This window comes from Pseudomonas morbosilactucae, from assembly GCF_023241665.1.
Classification (GTDB): domain Bacteria; phylum Pseudomonadota; class Gammaproteobacteria; order Pseudomonadales; family Pseudomonadaceae; genus Aquipseudomonas; species Aquipseudomonas morbosilactucae.
The window spans coordinates 241348-261492 of the sequence record NZ_JALQCX010000033.1 but is presented as its reverse complement, the minus strand read 5'-3'; the positions used below and the strand labels follow the sequence as shown (position 1 = coordinate 261492).

The window sequence follows — 20145 nt, the reverse complement described above, 5'->3', positions numbered from 1 at the left end:
TAGGAGCTGGCTTGCCAACGATGGCGTCCGCCCGCCCGGCGCACGGCTCAAGGCCCCTTCGCCGGCAAGCCGGCTCCTACAAAAACAGCGTCGCCTCCCGTAGGAGCTGGCTTGCCAGCGATGGCGTCCGCCAGCCCAGCGCACCGCTCAAGGCCTCTTCGCCGGCAAGCCGGCTCCTACAAAAACAGCGTTGCCTCCCGTAGGAGCTGGCTTGCCAGCGATGGCGTCCGCCAGCCCGGCGCAAGGCTCAAAACCGGCCCCTACAGGACGTAGAACAGGATCGCCACGAAGTGCAGCAGGCTGCCGGCGATCACGAACAGGTGCCAGATGCCATGGGCGTGGCGCAGGCGGCTGTCGAGGGCAAAGAAGATGATGCCCACGGTATAGAACACCCCGCCCGAGGCCAGCCAGGCAAACCCCGTCGACCCCAGTGCCGCCAGCAGCGGCTTGATTGCCACCAGCACGATCCAGCCCATGACCGCGTAGATCACGATGGAAAGGATCCGAGCCTCGGAGCGCGGCTTGATCTCCTGGAGGATGCCGATCAGCGCCAACCCCCAGACAATCCCGAACAGGGTCCAGCCCCAGGGGCCGCGCAAGGTCACCAGGCAGAACGGCGTGTAGCTGCCGGCAATCAGCAGGTATATCGAAAAGTGATCGACCTTTTGCATGATCTCTTTTCTGCGCCCGCGCACGCTGTGGTAGACCGTGGACGCGCTGTACAGCACCAGCAAGGTGAAGGCATAGATCGCCACGCTGACGATCTTCCAGGGGCTGCCGTCCAGGCTGGCCAAGACTAGCATCCAGACGCCCCCGACAAACGCCGCAATTGCCCCCACCAAGTGGGTCCAGGCGTTGAATCGTTCCCCGTAATACATCTGTCGCTCACTCATGAAAAGTTACAGGCGCAAGGCTCGGGCCTGCAGCGCCAAAGCGCAATCGTTGCAGCGCGCCCACGGAACAAAAAACCTGCGGCCAAGCCCTGACTCGTCGGGCACAATCAGACTCTTAGAACAAGAGTGGCCACCATGCTGATCGACGAAGAGTTGACCCTGAAAAAGCTCGAAGTATTCCTGGCGTTCATGCGTACCGGCAACCTGGCCCGTGCCGCGGCGGAATTACAGACCAGCAATGTCAGCGTGCATAGGGCCATCCATTCCCTGGAAAGTGCCCTGCGCTGCCCACTTTTCAAACACGAAGGTCGCAACCTGACGCCGTTGGAAAGCGCCTTTGTCCTGGAAGAGCGGGCGCAGAAGCTGATTGCCGACGTGGTCGAAAGCGTGCGCCTGACCCGCGAAGCCGCCGGGTTTTCAGCCGAGCGTTTCAAGCTCGGTTCCCTTTATTCACTGACGGTGAAAACCGTCCCACAGCTGATCATGGGCCTCAAGCTGCGGCGCAGCGAGCTGAATATCGACCTGATCCTGGGCTCCAATATCGACCTGCTGTACAAGCTCAAGAACATGGAGGTGGACGCCATTCTGGTGTCCCTGGATGACAGTTTCAGCGACCCGGACTGCGAACAGATCCCGCTGTTTTCCGATGACATCTTCCTCGCCACACCGGCCGACTCGCCCTTCGCCCAACAGGCGGAAGTGGACTTGAGCGATGTGCGCGACGCCACCTTCATAACGCTGACCCAGGGGTTTGCCACCCACCAGGATGGGATCCGCGTATTCAAGCAGGCGGGCTTCGAGCCCAAGGTGGCGATGCAGGTCAACGACATCTTCACCCTGCTGAGCATGGTCAGCTCCGGGGTCGGTTATGCCTTGCTGCCGGGGAGGATTGCCGCGGTTTACGAGAACCGGGTGAAGTTGATTCCACTGCAGGCCCGCTATCGCCTGCAGCAGCAGATTGGCGTGGTGTTTCTCAAGGCCAAGGAACGGGACCCCAACCTGTTGGCGCTCCTGGCGGAATGCCGGATGTACGCCAACCGGCAAGGCGCCTCCTGACGCCTTGCCGGCTTATCTCGCGAGAGCCATTCGCCGGCAAGCCGGCTCCTAACAAGGGCCGTGGGTCAGCCCACCAGGCCGCGTACGATGAAGAACAGCAGCGATGGGCCCAGCAGGCAGCCCAGGCCGGTGTGGAAGGTGGCGGTCAGGGCACCGTAAGGCACCAGGCGCCGGTCGGTTGCCGCCAAGCCTGCGGTGACACCGCTGACTGTGCCGGCCAGGCCGCCGAAGACCATGGCCGAACGCGGGTTGTCCAGGCCCATCCAGCGCGCCGCCATCGGCGTGCCGACCATCACCAGGATCGCCTTGATCAAGCCGGTGGCAATCGACAGCGCCATAACATCGGAGGTCGCGCCAATCGCCGCGCCCGTCACCGGGCCAACGATGTAGGTCACCGCACCGGCACCAATGGTGGTCATGCTCACCGCGTCGCGGTAACCGAAGACCCAGGCCATGCTCGCGCCGACAATAAATGGCAGCACCGTACCCAGCAGCAGCGCGATGGCACCGATCATCCCGGCCTTGCGCGCTTCGGTGGCTTGCACCTCGAAGGCAGTGGCGACAATTGCGAAGTCTCGCAACATGGCGCCGCCCATCAGGCCGATCCCGGAAAACAGCGCCAGGTCAGCAAGCCCCTTCTGCCCGCCAGTCACGGTGCCACCCACCCAGGCCAGCACCAGACCGATGACGATGGCAATCGCCGAACCGTGCACCCGGCCAAACGTCAGGCGCTTGGACAGCACCACCGAGATCCACATGATCACGCCGACAAACGCGAAGGCGGTGACCAGACCGTTGTGTTCCAGGCCCTTCTCAATGAGATCCCACATATCAGCGCCCCCCTGCCGCAGCTGCACCCGGCGCTATCTCGGCGGGTTCATCGGGCAACGGTTCACCCTTGTTGGTTCGGCTGATCAAGGCAATGGTGCCACCGCAGATCACCACCGACCCCACTGCTGCCAATACAGCTACCGGACCGCCGTGCAGCGCGGTCACGACGTTTTGCTGAGCGGCCATGGCCACCACTACCGGGATGTACATGGCACCCCAGAAGCCAACGCCCAGCTCACATTCCTTGCTCATGCCGCCTCGCTTGTGCATCCACAAACGCGCGAAAATCAGCAGGATCATGGCAATGCCGACTCCGCCCACATTGGACTTCACGCCCAGTAAAACGCCCAGCATGTCTCCCATGATCACCCCTGCCAGGGTACAGATCGCCAGCAGCGCCACACCGTAAATAATCATTGTTGTCTTCCTCAAAGTGCATCGTCGAAGTTGTTGTTTTTGTGCTTCGTCAGCTTGAGTCGTTGCTCTATCGGTCGCGGGTTCCCTCCTCACGCAGCAGCGCTTGCAAGGTGTCCAGGCGAGCTCCGTCGACTGCCATCACGGTGCCTTGCTCGAACACCCGGCGCGCCAGCCCGGTCAACACTGCCCCGGGCGGCAGTTCAATGTGCAACCGCACACCGCGCTCATAGGCGCTTTGCACGGTGCCGCGCCAATCCACGACGCGGCACATGTTGAAGGCCAGGTCGTCCCGCAGTTGCTCCGCCGTGCGCAGCGGCCGCGCTCGGCTGCCGCTCAAGTAACCCAGCCGGGGAACCTGCAAAGCCACGTCGGCAAACGCTGCCGCCAGAGCCTGGGCCGGTTGTTCCAGCAGCGGGCAATGGGACGGCACGCTGACGGCCAAGCGTTTGGCCACACCCACGCCACAACCCCGGGCCAACTCGGCCACCGCAGCCATGGCGGCATCGCTGCCGGCAATCACCACCTGGTTGTCGGCGTTGATATTGGCCAGGTAAACCGGGCGTTGCGGGCTATGGACTTGGGCCAGCAAGCCTTCCACCGTGGCCAGTTCCAGGCCGATCAGAGCCGTCATGCCGTAACCCTGTGGATAAGCCTGCTGCATCAACTCGCCACGCAGGCTGACCAGGCGCAGCGCATCACTGAAGCTCAAGGCCCCGGCCACCACCGCCGCCGGGTAGGCGCCGATGGACAAGCCCGCCACGTAATCCGCCGTCACGTCCGCCTGCAACAAGGTGCGGGCACTGGCCACCCCGGCGATCAACAGGCACAACTGCACGGCCCGAGTGGTCGCCAGGGCCTGGGCGGAATCCAGGGCCAGGGCCTCTTCCCCCAGCACCTCGCTGGCCTGTTGCAGGCAAGCCTGGACCAGCGGGTTGTGCGGCAGGCGATGAAGCATCCCCGGCTGCTGCGCACCCTGCCCCGGAAACACCAGCACGCTGCTCACGCCACGTGCTCCAGGACGTGCCACGGGTCATTCACCAAGTACGCACCGCTGGCGCTTTTAAGCAGCACCCGCCCGTTGCCGGACGCCCATTCGCGCAGGGCCACCGCCCCGGCGGGGGTTTGCAATTGCATATCCACCGGGCAAGGCGCCGTCTCGAGAAGCGCCAGCAGTGGCTGCGCCTGCTCCCGTGGCAAAGCCTGCGGCGTGCGCAAAATCAGGTCCAGATCACTGCCCTGGTGCAACGCTGCGATGCCCGAGGCCAGTTCAAAGCCGGCACTGCCACTGACGCCCCAGACCCAGCCACACGCGGCCAGGGCGTCCCGCAACTGCGACAAGGCGCGCAATGCTGGCCAGTCGTACTGGCCCTGGGACAGGCACAGCGCCTCTGGCCGCACACCTCGGGTCACCGCCGCCGCAGCCATCCAGGTTCCGTAACGCTGTTCACGGGATGGGCCACGCACGCCAACGGCAATCTGCCCGGCCTCGGCCAACGCCCGACGCACCACCACCGGTTGCCCGGCGGCCAATACTTCGCGGGCCCAGGCCGGGGCCTCGGCTGGCAGCTGTTCCGGGGTCATCCCCCACAACAGGTCATGGGGCAGCCAGGTCGTCATAGCGTTCACCACTGCTCGCGCAACAGCTGGCGCACCCGGCTGGAAGCCTGGCGGTTGCTGGCGCCCAGGCGGCTGCTCAAGTCCGCACTGCGGGCCTGGACGTCCGCCACCGCGTACGCCAGGCACTGGTTCACCCGAGTCAGATCATCCGCCGTGGGCTGCTCGATCTGGCTGACCGACAGGGTTTCCCAGAGCAGGCCCAGGCTGGCGTAGCTGTCGATGTCATAGGCCATGGGCGGCACGCTGGCGGCCAGGGCTTCCAGTTCTTCGACACTGCGCAAGGTCACTCGCGCCGCCGATACCTTGCCCATGGCATGCACCATCACCCCCGGGTCGCGCAGGGCGATCAGGCGGTTGGCCTGGTAGCCGTGGGCCAGAAAGGCACCGGACATGGCCTTGCCCACCAGCAAGCCGATGACCGGGTGCCCCGCCAGGCGAGCCCGGGCGTAGCTGTCCGCCGCTGCCGCCAGCGCCTGGTGAATACCCAGGGCTTCCTCGCGCCGGCCATAGGCCTGGCTCGGCACATCGACGATGGCGATCAAGGCCCGTTTATTGGGGCGTTCACGGTCGGCCTCGATCGCCTCATCCACCGCCTTGGCCAGGCCCCAACCTTCAAGCAAGCCCACTTCACCGTTGCGAGCACGGACAAAGCGGTTATCCGGGTCGGCCACCACGGCGATAAAGCGCGCCGGCTGCCCGTCCAGCAGGCCATCGGCGACGTTCAACGAAGCGGGCAAGCCGGACACCGGCGTCGCGCCTGCGCTCAACGCTTGAAACCAGTTCTGCCCTCGCAGGGAATAGGCACTCATGAGCGGTCTCCTTGATACAGGTCACGCACCGTCGCCGGGTCGATTTGCGGCGTGGTGTTCAGGCGGGCCAGGCGCTGCAGGAAGAGTTCGGCCTGACGGCTGCGTTGTGCGCTGGGCAAGCCCAGGGCCAGCAACTCGCTGACCTGCGCTTGGATCTGCGCCACATCGTCGGCCACATAGCGGTCCACCAGGCCGCTGGCAAAACGCTGTTCGCCGCCCGTCAGGCTCCAGATAAACGGCCGATCCCGGGAGTCGTACTCTTCAAGGCCGGCCTCCTGTTCGATCACCTGCGGGCCGTTGAGGCCCAGCCGGGCTTCCTGGGTCACCAGCAGATAACTGCACAGGCCGGCGGCAATCGACATGCCGCCAAAACAGCCAACGCTGCCGGCCACCACGCCGATCACCGGCTGGTACTGGCGCAGGTCGACAATCGCCGCATGGATATCGGCAATCGCCGCCAGGCCCAGGTTGGCTTCCTGCAGGCGCACGCCACCGGTTTCCAGCAACAGCACGGCGCGGGTAGCAATGCCCTTGCGGTTGTCCTCGGCGGCCAGTTCAAGGGCACCGGCGATCTTCGCCCCGCCCACTTCACCCAGGCTGCCGCCCTGGAACGCGCCTTCGATGGCAGCAATCACCACCGGCAATCCGCCGATGCTGCCCTTGGCGATCACCACCCCGTCATCGGCCTGGGGCACCACGCCCTGGCGCTCCAGCCACGGCGACATGACCCGCTGGAAAGGGTCGAGCAATTCACGAAAGCTACCGGCGTCCAGCAAGGCCTTGGCCCGCTGCCGGGCGCCGAGTTCGACAAAACTGTGCTTGTGCAACAAACGGGCGCTGTCAGTCATGGCCGATCTCCTCGAAGCCTTGTTCCAGGCGCAGGCGGACCACACCGGGGGTGGCGCCAAAATCGTGGATATCAATCAACAGCGCCGGTGGCGTCTGCCCATCGAACATGCGCTCGAACAGGTGCTGCCAACGGGAGGCACTGCCGTTGACCGAGGTTTGCACCTGGATCGTCAGCTTGCCGGGCTGGCCCGGCTCCAGCAGCACTTCCAGGTCACCGGAACCGACACAACCGACCAGGGCGCGACCGCGTCCTGGCTGACCGGCGGGGAATTCAAAAGATAGGGTTTCCATCACATCGCTCCCTGGAGAGTGGCGTCGCCGTGCTCGATCCGGTCGAGCAGCAGGCAGGCCGCGAGCAAGTCCGCCGCCCCACCGGGCGAGGCCTTCAAGCTCAATAACTGTTGGTCCAGCTCATGCAGACGGCGGCGCCCGGCGAGGCTGGCGCTGCCACCGGCTTCCAGCACCGCGCTGGCACCTTGTTGCATGGCCAGCAGGCCGCCCTCGCCGGCGCGGTACAGCACGCAGGTGTCGGCCAGCCGGGTCATGATCGCCAGCAGGGCGTCCAGGCGGGCGTTCTGCTCGCCGTGTCCCTGGCGGCGGCTTTGCTTGAGCTGGGGCAAGCCGCGCTGCAGCACGGCGGGAAAGCCCAGCTGGGCCTCTTCCCGAGCACCACGAGCACCGTAGCGCAGGGCCACCTGGGCCCCGTGGCTCAGGGGTTGGGGGCAAATCGATCGTTCAGCAGTGCCAGCCGCGCGGCCCGCAAGGCCACGCTGCCAGCCGCGGTGGATTGCGGCTCCAGGGCGGCGGCGGCCACCAACAGGCCCAGGGCCCAGATCGCGCCGCGATGGGTATTCACCCCGGACGTGGTGTTGAGCATGGCTTGCTCGCCGTCGCGGCCAATGCGACCCACGGCTTCGCGCAGTGGCAGGCCGACTTCGCCGAACGCAATGGCGGCTTCGGCCATTTCCTTGAATGCCGGCCACAGGGACAAGGCCGACGCATGCATCAAGCCCAGGTGCAGGTCGCTGTGGGCGCCATTGCCGCGACGGTCCACCAGAGCGGGCTTGGGCGACAGGTCCGCCTCGTCGATCAGCGCGTCCACCGCCAGGTCCGCCAGGCGCTCGGCCAGGCTCAGGGGTTGGGTGTGCAGGTTGAATGCGTGCATTACCAACTCCTGAATTTGGCGGGCGGGTTGTACAGGCCACCCGACCACTCCACCAGATCGGCGACGCTTTTCGCTGCCAACAGCTCGCGGCTGGCGTCGGTACGACGGATGCCGAGGTCTTCGGGCAAGGCGATCAGCCCTTCACGGCGCATGCGCGCGGTGTCTTTGGGGTTGTGGCGCAAGCCGATGGCGGTCACCCCGGCCACGGCGGCGATCATCGCCTGGCGTTCTTCCAGGGAGCGGGCCTTGTACAGGTAGGCGATGCCTTCCTCGGTCAGCAGGTGGGTGACGTCGTCGCCGTAGATCATGATCGGAGCCAGGGGCATGCCGCTCTTGCGCGCGACTTCCACTGCGTCGAGGGTTTCGACAAAGGTCGGCTTGCCGCCTTCCTGGAAGGTTTCGACCATCTGCACCACCAGCTTTTTGCCCCGTTCGAGCATGGCCTGGGGCGCATCGCTCTGGTCGACGCGCATGTCCAGCCAGGCCGGGGTGCCGTGGCGCCGGCCACGGGGGTCGTGGCCCATGTTCGGCGCACCGCCGAAACCGGCCAGGCGCCCACGGGTCACGGTGGAGGAATGGCCATCGCCATCGACCTGCAAGGTGGCGCCGATAAACAGGTCCACCGCGTATTGCCCGGCCAGTTGGCAGAACATCCGGTTGGAACGCAGCGAACCGTCGCGGCCGGTAAAGAACACATCCGGGCGCGCAGCGATGTAGTTCTCCATGCCCAGCTCGGTGCCGAAGCAGTGCACGCTCTCCACCCAGCCGCTTTCGATGGCCGGGATCAGGGTCGGGTGCGGGTTGAGGGTCCAGTTGCGGCAGATCTTGCCCTTGAGCCCCAGGGACTCGCCGTAGGTCGGCAGGATCAGCTCGATGGCGGCGGTGTTGAAACCGATGCCATGGTTCAACGACTGGACATTGTGTTTCTCGTAGATGCCGCGAATCGCCATCATCGCCATCAGCACGTGCACCGGCTTGATGTGGCGCGGGTCGCGGGTGAACAGCGGCTCGATGTAGAACGGTTTGTCGGCCACCACCACGAAATCCACCCAGGACGCAGGGATGTCGACCCGGGGCAAATCCGTGACGTCATCCACCAACTGGTTGACCTGGACGATGACGATGCCGTCGCTGAAGGCCGCCGGTTCGATCAGCGCGGGGGTGTCTTCGGTGCTCGGGCCGGTGTAGATGTTGCCGGCACGGTCGGCCATGAATCCGGCGGACAGCACCACGTTGGGGATCAGGTCCACCACCAGCCGCGCATAGAGTTCGATGTAGGTGTGGATAGCACCGATTTCCAGCAGGCCGTCTTCCAGCAACTGGCTGATGCGCAGGCTCTGGGTGCCGGCAAAGGAGAAGTCGAGCTTGCGGGCAATGCCGCGCTCAAACAGGTCCAGGTGCTCGGAACGCCCGACGCTGGGCATGATCATGTGCAGATCGTGGAGCTTGGCCGGATCAGCCTTGGCCAGGGAACGGGAAAGAAAGTCCGCCTGCTTCTGGTTGTTACCCTCCAGCACCACACGGTCGCCGGGCAGAATCAACGCTTCCAGCGCCGCGACGATCTTGTCGGTGGGCAGCACCACACCGTCGGCGAGGGCTCGCACCTGCTCGAGGCGCCGCTGCTTTTCGCTGCGCCGCCGCGTCCAGCGCGAGTCGGGGGATATTGTTGTTGTCATGCTCACTCCACGGGTTCGCTGTCGTGGAAGCCACCTTAGGAGGCAAAACCCGGAGCATCAATCAAGCCCAGTGGCGGATTGTTACGCTCAGGGTAATGGTTGAAAAACGCTTTCCGTGCCAGCCGCCACACGCTGCCAGCGCCACGGATGTTGGAGTACTCTGCGAACCCACGGCAGGCACGTCCCTGGACGACCCGGCCAATGAAGGCCAGCCCTGAGATGACGAGTGTTTTATGAAACAACCCCCCTTCCCGCCTATCCGCTCGGTCGAGCAGTTGCTGCAACAACTGCAGCAAGGCTTGAAAGCCGAGTACCTGATGTTCTGGGGTCACCAGGCACCCCGTGACGGTCGCGTCACCCAAAGCTGCTTCAGCCAGTGGTACGCCGCCGGTTTCACCCTCGACGGTATCGATTACCCCAGCGCCGAGCACTTCATGATGGCCGGCAAGGCCCTGCTGTTCGACGACCAGCCCACCCATGCCCGCATCCTCAAGGCCGTCACACCCGCCGACGTCAAACAGCTGGGGCGCGAGGTCCGCGGGTTCGATGATGCACGCTGGAACGCGGCGCGTTTCGAGATCGTGGTGCAGGGCAATCTGGCCAAGTTCAGCCAGCATCCGGCCCTGGCCGACTACCTGTTGGCCACGGGGGACAAGGTGCTGGTAGAGGCCAGCCCTGTGGACCGGGTGTGGGGCATTGGCCTGGCGGCCGATGATAAAAAAGCCACCCAGCCCGAGCGCTGGCGCGGCCTCAACCTGTTGGGCTTTGTATTGATGGAAGTGCGCGACAGGTTGCGCAACGCCTGAGGCGCCGGCGGGGCTAGAGCACCAGCCCCGACTCCAGCAACAAGGCTTCCAGCCCCAACAAGTCCGGGACCTTGGCCACTTGTTCGGCCACTTGCACTGCGGCCTTTTCCAGCCGACACAAGGGCACATCGACGTAGCTCAATTGGCTGTCGAGCTTGTGCGATCGTGGAATGCCCTGCACCAGCAAGGCCATAAACTTCAGGTCCGCCCGGCCGCCCAGGGCATTGAGCACGACGATCCGTGCCCGCTCGCCGATCACCGTCTTGGCACCGCAGGCCGACTCGAAGCTGAGCAATGGAATCTGCCGGTCACGCCAGCGCACCCGCCCCAGGTACCAGGGCGGCGAATCCAGGTCGAAGGCGCCGGCCTGATAGTCGATCAACTCGGCCACCGCGACGTTGGGCAGGATCAGCGTGCGATCGGCCAGGGGCAGCAGCAGGCCGGTGAGGCTGCTGGAGCGATGGTCAAGCATGGGGTTTGCTCCACTGGGCAATGCTTTCCAGCAGCACCGACTCTTGGTAGGGCTTGCCGAGGTAGTCGTTGACGCCGATGGCCATGGCTCGGTCGCGGTGCTTCTGGCCGGTGCGCGAGGTGATCATGATGATCGGCAGGTGCTGCAGGCGCGGGTCGTTGCGCACCTGGATCGCCACCTCGAAACCGTCCATGCGCGGCATCTCGATGTCCAGCAGCATCAGGTCCGGCAGGTGCTCCTCCAGCAACAACATGGCATCCACACCGTCCTTGGCGGTCAGCACATTCATGCCGTGGCGCTCCAGCAAACGGCTGGTGACCTTGCGCACCGTGACCGAGTCGTCGACCACCAGCACCAACAGCGGCCGCTGTGGCTCGACCTCGGCCACAGGCTCATCGCCGGCCAATGGGCGCGAGGGCAGGGCGCGAGTCTGCATCATGCGGATATGCGCCAGCAGGTCGAGGATCAGCACCACCCGGCCATCGCCAAGGATGGTCGCCCCGGACAGGCCCTGGACCGCGGCGAACTGCGGCCCCAGGCCCTTGACCACAATTTCCCGGGTGCCGGCCATGGCATCCACCTGCACTGCGATCAGGTGCTCGTTGTAATGCACCAGCAGCACCGGCAGCGGCATGAACTGCCCCAGCAGCTTGGGTCGACCGACGGTGTGCAACAGCTCGCCGAGGTAGCAGAGTTCGTAACGTTGCCCGGCGTATTCGTAGCGCGGCGGGTCCTGTTGGTAGTAGTTGTCCAGCTCGGCCGGCAACACCCGCACAATGCCTTCGATGGTGTTCAGCGGGATCGCGTATTGCTCGTCGCCGCACTGCACCATCAACGCCCGGTTGACCGACACACTGAACGGCAAGCGAATACGGAAATGCACGCCTTCCCCCGGGCTGGAGTCGATGCTCATGGAGCCGCCCAACTGGCGCACTTCTTCATGGACCACGTCCATGCCCACCCCGCGCCCGGAAATCTGGGTGATCTTCTCGGCGGTGGAAAACCCCGGCTGCATGATGAATTGCAGCACGTCGCGGTCACTGACATCGGCCGCCGGGTCCAGCAGGCCACGCTTGATGGCCTTGGCGCGCACCGCTTCCAACGGCACCCCGGCACCGTCGTCGCGCATGTCGAAAACGATGTCACCGCCTTCGTGGGCCAGGTCCAGGGTGATGCGGCCCTGGGCCGGCTTGCCGGCGGCGAGTCGCACGTCAGCGGCTTCCAGGCCATGGTCGACGGCGTTGCGCAGCATGTGTTCCAGGGGCGCGACCATACGTTCCAGGACGTTGCGGTCCATCTCGCCTTCGGCATTGCCGACCACGAATTCCACTTCCTTGCCCAGTTCCTCGGCGACCTGCCGCACGATGCGCTTGAGCCGCGGCAACATGCGCTCGAACGGCACCATGCGCGTGCGCATCAGGCCTTCCTGCAATTCGGTGTTGATCCGCCCCTGTTGCTGCAACAGGTTCTCGGCGTCGTGGTTGCGCCGGTCCAGGGTTTCCTTGAGGTCCAGCAGGTCCGAGGCGGACTCGAACAACGCCCGGGACAGCTGTTGCAACTGGGAATGACGGTCCATTTCCAGGGGGTCGAACTCTTCATAGCCCAGGCGCTCGGCCTCCACCTGCTGGCGACTGAGAATGCGCCCCTGGGTTTCAGTGTCCAGGCGCCGCAGTTGGTCGCGCATGCGCTCGATGGTGGTTTCCATCTCACTCAGGGCCACCCGGGCATCGTTGACCTGTTGCTCGATACGACCACGGAAGATCGAGGTTTCCCCAGCCAGGTTGACCAAGTCATCCAGCAGCTCGGCGGAAACCTTGACCATGTCCCCGGCCACCACCGCTTCCGGCGCGGGCGCTTCGACACGCGCGGCGGGCTTGTCCACCGGCACGAGCACCGGCAACACAGGGACCGGGGCCAAGGGATGGGTGAAGCCGCGAATCGCCTCGATCAGTTTCTGCGCTGGCTGGATCGGCTCGCCGAGACGGGCGGCATCGAGCATCTGCGCCAGGCGGTCGTGGCTTTTCTGTAATAGGCCGAACAAGGCCGGACCGGCCACCAACACCCCGGCAGAAAGGTCTTCGAAGAGAAACTCCAGCTCATGGGCCAGATCGCCGATGGGGGCGATTTCCACCATGCGCGCCCCGCCCTTGAGGGTGTGCAAGTCGCGCAGCAGGGTTTCCACTTCCTGGCGCCCTTGAGGGTCGGCCTGCCAGCGGGCCAGGGCCGCGGCGGAACTGTCGATGATGTCGAAACCTTCTTCGAGGAAGATTTCCAGCAACTCCGGGTCGTGGCCGGCGTCCGACTCAGCGGCCGAAGACTCCACCAACTCCGGAGCGCTGGCTGCTTGCTGGCGCAGGCGGCGAATGGCGTCGATCAACTCGGCGGGGTCGCTCAGGGGCTGCTGGCGCTGCAGTTGCTCCAGCAACAACCCCAGCTCGGCATGGCTGCTGTGCAGTAGTTGGGCCAGGGCCGGGCTGTGGCTGTAGCGCCGGTCCACCAAGCCTTCGTAGAGGGTTTCCAGCTCCTGGGCCAGGTCGCTGACCGGGCCGACATCGGCCATGCGCGCACCGCCCTTGAGGGTGTGCAGGTCGCGTTGCAGGGACGACAGGGGCGCCGCGTTGTCCGGCTCCGCGAGCCAGCGCTGCAAGGCTTGGCCGGCACTTTCAAGGATATCCACCGCCTCTTCGAGGAAGATCTCGACGATTTCCTCGTCCCGCTCCTGGGTCGGCTCTTGCTGCAGTTCGGCGGTGGCCGCGCCCAGCTCGCTGATGCTCAGGGTGCGGCTGCCATCACTGCGGATCAGCCCGGTGGCGGCCGGGTCCAGGCCCTCTTCGAGCAGCTCGTGCAGGGCACGAATCCGCGCCGGCCGTGGGCTGACTTCCTGGCCCGCCGCCAGCTCGTCGAGCATGTTGATCAAGGCTTCGTGGGCCGCCTGGGCTTCATGGAAGAAGCGCTCGCTGACCGCCAGGCTGCTTTCCTCCACCGCGCCGTACAAGTCGAGCAAGGCTTCGCACAGCTCATCCACCGGGTGCAGGTCCGCCAGGTGCGCGCCTTCGCCGAGGGTGGTCAGTTCGTCCAGCAAGGCACTGAGTTCCTGACGCTCGCCAGGGTGCTGCTGCCAGCGCTGCAAGAGGTTTTCGGCGTCCAGCAGGATGTCCATGCCCTGGGCCAGGAAGTTGTTGATCAACTGCGGATCACGCTTGGCCCGGCGCCCGCTGTCGCTGCCATCCAGCAGGCTTTGCAGGCGTTCATCGAGCAACGCCTGGGTGCGCTGGATCAAGGACTCGGCCCCGCCGATCGGCGCCAGCGGGTCCCGCGCCAACTGACGCAAGCCCCTACGTAACAGACCTTCAGCCTCCAGCAGCAGCTCCACTTCATCCAGGTCCAGGGGGATCAGGTGGGCGCGATATTCACGGGCCAACTGGTCGAGGGGCGAGACCAGCTCGGCCATCGGCAAGACCCCGGCCATCGAAGCGCTGCCCTTGAGGGTATGCAGGGCGCGCTGCAGTTCGTCGCTGGCCTGCAACGGCACGTGTTCGGCGGCCTGGTCGAGAAAACGGTTGATGCTGTCCAGGTGGGTTTCCGCCTCGTTGCGGAAGATCTCCAGCAACTGCGGGTCCAGGGCCGTCGAGTCGGTGACCGGGAGCGTCACGGTGTCGGCCTTGGCCAAGGCATGGGCGCGAGCGGCCAGCTGGTCCACATCGTCGCGCTGGCGCTGGGCCTGGGCGGCAAACTCGGCGATCAGTTCTGGCAGCAATTGCACGGTGTCGTCCAGCAACTGACGCACCTCGGGGCACGCCGCCACGCTGCGCTCCAGCAGGCGGTTGAGCAGGTTTTCCACAGCCCAGGCCAACTCCCCGAGTACCAAGGCGCGCACCATACGGCCGCTGCCCTTGAGAGTATGGAAGGCGCGACGCAATTCGCTGAGGATGGCTTTGTCTTCGGGGGCTGCGGCCCAGCGCGGCAACTGCTCGCGCAGCACCTGCAGGACCTCCTCGGTCTCTTCGAGAAACACCTCGCGCAGTTCGTCGTCCACCGGTTCTTCGCCCGAAGGCGGCGGCAGCAGGCTGCCCGGGGTGTTCAGCGCCGGCGGGTTGAGGGCCGACAGCGGGCTGGCCAGCACCTCGGCCAGGGACTGGGCCACGTCTGGGTCGTCCAGTTCCTGCAGGTCTTGCATCACCAGGGCCTCGCTGGGGCTGAGCACATCGTCCAGCAGGGGCACTTGAGCATCGGGCACGTAACCCAGCTCCGCCAGGCCATGTTCGGCCACATCGAGGATCTTCTCCCCCGGCGCCTCATGGTCCTGGCTCAGGCGTTCCAGGTAGTACTCCAGGCTGACGATCACGTCCGCCAGGCTGTCGAGCTGCCGCTGATCGGGCCGCGTCGACTCCAGCAACAGGTGTTCACTGATGAACTGGTTGCAGGCTTCCAGCAGGCTGGCCGCGCGGCTCAGGGGAATCATCGCCAGCGCGCCGCGGACCTGGGTCAGCAACTCGGGCAGGGGTTGCAGGTGTTCGCGCTCCAGGTCGGCTTCCAGGTATTCGACGATCAGGTCCTTGGCCTGTTGCAGGCAGATGCGCGCTTCCTTGATCACCAACTGGTGGATCTGGGTCAGGTCGGTAGTAGGCAGGCGGCTCTCTTCGCGGCTTTCCGGCTCGACGGTGCCGACCATGCCGGCCAGGGTCGCCTCGACATAAAGCAAGGCGCCGGCGACGTCCATCAGCACCGCGTCATTGGGTTCGCGCTGGCCCTGGGCCAGGCTCTGGACCACCGCCAACTGGTCAATGATGACTTTGCGCGGCTGCCCGAAACCCAGCACCGCCAAGGTGTCGGCGATTTGCCGCAGGGGCGGCAGCAGGCCATCGAGGTCGGCGGCGTGCTGGCGATCACTGCGCACAAACAGGTCCAGGCGTTCCTTGACCCGCACCAGGCCCTCGCACAGCGCCGCCAGCACCGAGCGCATGGCATCCCGATCGGGCCCGGCCATGCGGGCACGCTCTTCATCCACCGTTGCACTGTCGGGCAAGGCATCGTCGAGGCCGTAGCGTTCTTTCATGGTCAACATCTGCGCAGTGGGCTGGCGAGCCTTGGCGATATAGAACAGCAGGCTCTTGAGCAACTCGTCGGGGGCGGGCTGGTTGAGCCCGGCGATGCCCTGCTCCTGCAGGCGCTTGAGTTCCTTGTCCACGTCCTTGAGCAGGCTGCGCACCGCCGGGCTGTTGGCGATGGCATCGCGGTGCATGCCGTCCACCAGGGCCGAAGCGATCTGCCACAAGGGGCTCAGGGGCGCGTCGGCGGACATGGCTTCAAGGCGTTCGAACACCCGGCCCATGTAGACCAGGCTGTTTTCATCGTCCTGCTCGCGCAACAGCCCCACCATCGCGGTTTGCAGCATGTGCCGCAGCTTGCGCAGCAGGGTCGGCCACTCCGGGAGTTCCAGGGCGGCCAGGGCCTTGTCGCTGAGTGGCGGCCAATGGGGCAATTGCGGGCTGAACAGGCTGGTTTCCGAGAGCAGGCTTTCACCCCGGGCACTGCGCAGGTCGTTGAGCAGCGGCAACACCACCAGGGGCAGGTCACGCCGGGCGCTCTGCACCCGGTCCAGGTACTGGGGCAATTGGCTGGTGGCTTGCTGCAACAGGCGAATGGCTTCATCACGCTGGGCCACCCGCTGCTGTTGCAGGGCCAGGGCCAACTGTTCCATTTCCTCGGCGAGCAACGCCGCGCCGTAGAACTCGACCATTTGCAGGCTGCCGTGAACCTGATGGATGCCTTCGATGCACAAGCCAATGGCATCGGCGGCCTGCGGGTCTTCAGCCAGATGCTCCAGGGCCTGGTGGGCCTGCTTCAGGGTTTCGGCAATTTCGCCTTTGACCCATTCCAGGGCCACGTAGTCGTGCCGATCAGCCATAACCACTCCCGTCATCTGCTGCCTGCGTTAGCGGTTGTCACTGGGGGCCGCCTCCTGGGTGGCCGGCAGGGTAAACCCGGACACCGAGCGCCGCAGCTGGCTGGCCATTTTCGCCAGGTTGCCGATGCTTTCGGCGGTCGCGGTGGAGCCGGAGGACGTCTGCGAGGTGATTTGCTGAATCACGTTCATGGTCAGGGAAATCTGCCCCGCCGAGGACGTCTGTTTCTGCGCGGCGTTGGAAATGCTCTGGATCAGCGCCGCCAGGGTCTTGGACACCCCTTCGATTTCTTCCAGGGCCACCCCGGCATCCTGGGCCAGGCGCGCGCCGCGCACCACTTCGGTGGTGGTCTGCTCCATGGAGATCACCGCTTCGTTGGTGTCGGTCTGGATTGCCCGCACCAGGGTCTCGATCTGCCGGGTAGCCGCCGACGAACGCTCCGCCAGGCGCTGCACCTCATCGGCAACCACAGCAAACCCGCGCCCGGCATCACCGGCCATGGACGCCTGGATCGCCGCGTTGAGGGCGAGGATGTTGGTCTGGTCGGCAATGTCGTCGATCAGGCTGACGATATCGCCGATTTCCTGGGATGACTCGCCCAGGCGCTTGATGCGCTTGGCGGTGTCCTGGATCTGCTCGCGAATGTTGTCCATGCCGTGGATGGTGTTGTGCACCACCTCGTTGCCCTTGTTGGCGATTTCCACCGAGCGCTCGGCCACCGCCGACGACTCGGCCGCATTGGCCGAGACCTGGTCGATGGACTGGGCCATGTCGTTGATCGCGGTGGAGGCTTCGGAAATCTGCTGGGCCTGATGCTCAGAGGCTTCGGCCAATTGCATGGCGGTGGCCTGGGTTTCCTGCACGGCGCCGGCGACCTGGCCGGCCGTGAGGTTGATGGTGGCCACTAGGTCCCGCAGTTGGTCCACGGAATAATTGATCGAGTCGGCGATGGTGCCGGTGAAGTCTTCGGTCACCGAGGCGGTCACCGTGAGGTCGCCGTCAGCCAGGTCTTCGATTTCATCCAGCAGGCGCATGATCGCGTTCTGGTTGCGCTCGTTCTTTTGCGCGGTTTCCCGTAGCTGGCGGTTGGTTTCACGCACCATCACCAGGCCGATGAGGATGATCGAGGCCAGGGCCAGCAAGCCCAGGACGTAGCCGCCGATGGTGTCCAGGCTGCGCCCGCCGGCCAGGTTCTCGAAACCGGTGGCCAGGTGCGATGCCTCATCGAGCAGGGTTTGCGACAGGCTGAAGATGTTGCTCGCCGACTCCCGAACCTGGAACAGCTCGGGGGAGGTTTCAAGGATTTCATCCACCGAGCCGGAGACAAACTCGAACAGCTCGGCGATCTCGGTCAGGCGCGCCCGGGCATCGCGGTCTTCGACTTGGCTGATCTTCAAGACCGGGTTGCCTTGCAGCATGCCAGTCAGCACCTGGCCGAAACGCGCCGCGTCACGGCCAAAGGTGTCGGCGGCCTGGACCGCGTTTTCGTCCCCGGCAAGCACGGTGTTCACCGCGCCGAGAATCCGCTCCGCCAGCAGAGACTGGCGCTGAGCCATGGCCACCTGGGCCGCCGGAGCGCCGCGCTGCAGCAGGATTTCCACGACCTTTTCGTACTCCACCTGCAACTGCGGCACGGTTTCGGCCAGGGTCGCGGCCACCTGATGCAGGGACAGCACGGTCTGTTCACTGGCCAGGATGGCGTCGGTGTTTTTCAGCAGCTTTTCCCAGTCCAACTGCACCGCGTGCATTTCCTGGCGCACGGCGGGGGGCGCGCCGGGCAGGCCGGTGGACGGGTCGCCCTTCTTCAAATAGCCCCAGCGCTGGGCGAAATCGTTGCGCGCATCCCCCAGCAACTTGAAGGCCGCAGCCTTGCCGGCGGCGGCCTCGGTGGCGTTCTTGGCGATGCGCTGGGACAGCACGCGCAACTCGCCGGCATGACCGATGTACTGTTTGTCGTAGGTGGACTGGGTATTGAGGTAGGCGAAGTTGGCGAACAGCAGCATGATGAACACGATCAGGGCGATGAACAGCACAATGATCTGCGAGCGGCTCTGCGACCCTTCCACTGCCTTGCCGTTTTTAGCTTTTATCATCTGTCAGGCCCCCGCCTGGTTCCGCCACTGCGTCACAACAATTGAGGTCAACCGAGAGGAATCGGCGCCAAGATCAAATCGCCACGTCCAGGAATCCCGGCGATTGGGCCAAGGCAAAGGGACTGAAGACCTGCCACACCTGATCGCGACTGAAATGCCCCCGCAGGTAAGGCGCGATCTGCCGCCGCGCAGCGTCGACGTCGTGCTGTTCCAGGCTGTCCTGGGCAAAGTGCTGCAACCCCGCCACTTCATCCACCATCAAGCCGGCGAACAGTTCCTTGTACTCCACCACCAGCACCCGACGCTGCTTGCGCAGGGGCGAAAGCTCATGGCCAAAGAAACCGCACAGGTCCATCAGTGGCAGCAGCCGCCCCCGCAGGTTGGCCACGCCCTTGACCCAGGGCTTCACCCCCGGCAACAGGGTGTAGCGCGGCTCATGCAGGACCTCGCTGACCTCGCCCATCGGCGCCACATACCAGTGCTCGCCCAGGCGAAAGCCGATACCACTCCAACTGTGCTGGTGGGTTTCCTGGGACGGCAGGTCGGCCGCCAGCAGGCGGCAGCGCTGATCGATCTCGAGCAGCAGCTCGAAGGCGGTTTGCGACTCGGACATGGCGTGGGCGATCAGCCGGCCAGGACGCTGTTCAGGGTCTTGATCAGGGTCTCTTCATCCACCGGCTTGGTCAGGTAGTCCTTGGCGCCCTGGCGGGTGCCCCAGACCTTGTCGGTTTCCTGGTCCTTGGTGGTGATGATGATCACCGGGATGTGGCTGGTTTCGGCGTCCTTGGTCAGTTGGCGAGTCGCCTGGAAACCGTTGAGGCCGGGCATGACGATGTCCATCAAGACAGCGTCGGGCTTCTCCTGGCGGGCCAGGGCCACGCCATCGGCACCGTTCTCGGCCTTGAGCACTTCATGGCCGTGCTTTTCCAGCATGCCGGTGAGTTTGTACATTTCAGTCGGCGAGTCATCGACGATCAGAATACGAGCCATGGTCTTCCCCATACGAATAAGCGCGCGGCCCGCTGGCCGGTCGCCGATGTGCGTGTCTACTGTGGCGAAAGCGCGACGAAGTCCGGAACGTGGGCCTTGATCGCGCTCAGCAGTTCTTCCTTGCTAAAGGGCTTGGTCAAAAATTGATCAGAACCCACGATACGCCCCTTGGCCTTGTCGAACAGGCCGTCCTTGGAGGACAGCATGATCACCGGCGTGGCCTTGAACGCGCTGTTGTTCTTGATCAGGGCGCAGGTCTGATAACCATCGAGCCGGGGCATCATGATGTCGACGAAAATAATCCCGGGACGGTGGTCGGCGATCTTCGCCAGGGCCTCGAAACCGTCCACCGCGGTGATGACTTCACAGCCCACGTTCTTCAACAGGGTTTCTGCGGTGCGGCGAATCGTCTTCGAATCATCGATCACCATGACCTTCAAGGCGCTGGAATGCTGTTCCATATTCTGCTCTACCATCGCCACAGCGAATCGATATTGGTGCCGGTGCCTTGTTGCCTGACCCCAAACCCTTGTTGTTCAAGGCCTGAGCACGGCATGCGAGCCTT

At 64.8% G+C, this 20145-nt stretch carries 17 protein-coding genes and 1 pseudogene; 2 read left to right on the top strand and 16 right to left on the bottom strand.

What is annotated here, in order from left to right; genetic code table 11:
• Positions 1-260: 260 nt before the first annotated feature.
• Entirely contained in the window at positions 261-878 is a 618-nt protein-coding gene (gene trhA / locus M1B35_RS18730) for a PAQR family membrane homeostasis protein TrhA (RefSeq protein WP_123327601.1), read from the bottom strand.
• 150 nt (positions 879-1028) lie between these two features.
• Between trhA and M1B35_RS18725 the strand changes: the two genes are divergently transcribed.
• Positions 1029-1949, top strand: a complete 921-nt coding sequence (locus M1B35_RS18725) for a LysR family transcriptional regulator (RefSeq protein WP_123327602.1) — start codon at positions 1029-1031, stop codon at positions 1947-1949.
• A 65-nt stretch (positions 1950-2014) separates the two neighbouring features.
• Here M1B35_RS18725 and madM read toward each other — a convergent pair whose 3' ends face one another.
• The 9 genes and pseudogenes from madM to mdcA form a co-directional block, all read right to left on the bottom strand.
• Positions 2015-2779, bottom strand: a complete 765-nt coding sequence (madM, locus tag M1B35_RS18720) for a malonate transporter subunit MadM (RefSeq protein WP_123327603.1) — start codon at positions 2777-2779, stop codon at positions 2015-2017.
• 1 nt (position 2780) lies between these two features.
• Entirely contained in the window at positions 2781-3197 is a 417-nt protein-coding gene (madL, locus tag M1B35_RS18715) for a malonate transporter subunit MadL (protein ID WP_123327604.1), read from the bottom strand.
• Positions 3198-3264: 67 nt separating this feature from the next.
• Complete coding sequence (mdcH, locus tag M1B35_RS18710; RefSeq protein WP_268262738.1) at positions 3265-4200, bottom strand: malonate decarboxylase subunit epsilon; 936 nt, start codon at positions 4198-4200, stop codon at positions 3265-3267.
• Positions 4197-4823, bottom strand: a complete 627-nt coding sequence (locus M1B35_RS18705) for a malonate decarboxylase holo-ACP synthase (RefSeq protein ID WP_425273425.1) — start codon at positions 4821-4823, stop codon at positions 4197-4199. Before M1B35_RS18705 ends, mdcH begins: the two co-directional genes overlap by 4 nt.
• Positions 4820-5623: a biotin-independent malonate decarboxylase subunit gamma gene (mdcE, locus tag M1B35_RS18700; protein ID WP_268262736.1), complete on the bottom strand. Its 804-nt coding sequence runs from the start codon at positions 5621-5623 to the stop codon at positions 4820-4822. Before mdcE ends, M1B35_RS18705 begins: the two co-directional genes overlap by 4 nt.
• Positions 5620-6471, bottom strand: a complete 852-nt coding sequence (locus M1B35_RS18695) for a biotin-independent malonate decarboxylase subunit beta (RefSeq protein WP_268262735.1) — start codon at positions 6469-6471, stop codon at positions 5620-5622. Before M1B35_RS18695 ends, mdcE begins: the two co-directional genes overlap by 4 nt.
• Positions 6464-6763: a malonate decarboxylase subunit delta gene (locus tag M1B35_RS18690; protein ID WP_047289704.1), complete on the bottom strand. Its 300-nt coding sequence runs from the start codon at positions 6761-6763 to the stop codon at positions 6464-6466. Before M1B35_RS18690 ends, M1B35_RS18695 begins: the two co-directional genes overlap by 8 nt.
• Positions 6763-7637: pseudogene (locus tag M1B35_RS18685) on the bottom strand (triphosphoribosyl-dephospho-CoA synthase). Before M1B35_RS18685 ends, M1B35_RS18690 begins: the two are co-directional and overlap by 1 nt.
• The gene (gene mdcA, locus M1B35_RS18680) at positions 7637-9313 is read right to left on the bottom strand and encodes a malonate decarboxylase subunit alpha (protein ID WP_123327610.1); all 1677 of its coding nucleotides are present in this window, start codon (positions 9311-9313) and stop codon (positions 7637-7639) included. Before mdcA ends, M1B35_RS18685 begins: the two are co-directional and overlap by 1 nt.
• A 233-nt stretch (positions 9314-9546) precedes the next feature.
• Here mdcA and M1B35_RS18675 point away from each other — a divergent pair, with 233 nt between their 5' ends.
• Positions 9547-10119, top strand: a complete 573-nt coding sequence (locus tag M1B35_RS18675; RefSeq protein WP_268262734.1) for an NADAR family protein — start codon at positions 9547-9549, stop codon at positions 10117-10119.
• Between the two features lie 13 nt (positions 10120-10132).
• Here M1B35_RS18675 and M1B35_RS18670 read toward each other — a convergent pair whose 3' ends face one another.
• From M1B35_RS18670 to pilG, 6 genes are all read right to left on the bottom strand, one after another.
• On the bottom strand, positions 10133-10591 hold the full coding sequence (locus M1B35_RS18670; protein ID WP_123327612.1) for a chemotaxis protein CheW: 459 nt from the start codon (positions 10589-10591) through the stop codon (positions 10133-10135).
• The gene (locus M1B35_RS18665; RefSeq protein ID WP_268262733.1) at positions 10584-16499 is read right to left on the bottom strand and encodes a hybrid sensor histidine kinase/response regulator; all 5916 of its coding nucleotides are present in this window, start codon (positions 16497-16499) and stop codon (positions 10584-10586) included. The genes M1B35_RS18670 and M1B35_RS18665 overlap by 8 nt, the downstream gene beginning before the upstream one ends.
• Before the next feature lie 27 nt (positions 16500-16526).
• Positions 16527-18590, bottom strand: coding sequence for a methyl-accepting chemotaxis protein (locus M1B35_RS18660; RefSeq protein WP_123327614.1), 2064 nt, complete (start codon positions 18588-18590; stop codon positions 16527-16529).
• 73 nt (positions 18591-18663) lie between these two features.
• Positions 18664-19203, bottom strand: a complete 540-nt coding sequence (locus M1B35_RS18655; protein WP_268262732.1) for a chemotaxis protein CheW — start codon at positions 19201-19203, stop codon at positions 18664-18666.
• Positions 19204-19214: 11 nt separating this feature from the next.
• Positions 19215-19580, bottom strand: a complete 366-nt coding sequence (gene pilH / locus M1B35_RS18650) for a twitching motility response regulator PilH (protein WP_123327616.1) — start codon at positions 19578-19580, stop codon at positions 19215-19217.
• A gap of 56 nt (positions 19581-19636) precedes the next feature.
• Positions 19637-20041: a twitching motility response regulator PilG gene (pilG, locus tag M1B35_RS18645; protein ID WP_123327617.1), complete on the bottom strand. Its 405-nt coding sequence runs from the start codon at positions 20039-20041 to the stop codon at positions 19637-19639.
• Between the last annotated feature and the right edge of the window lie 104 nt (positions 20042-20145).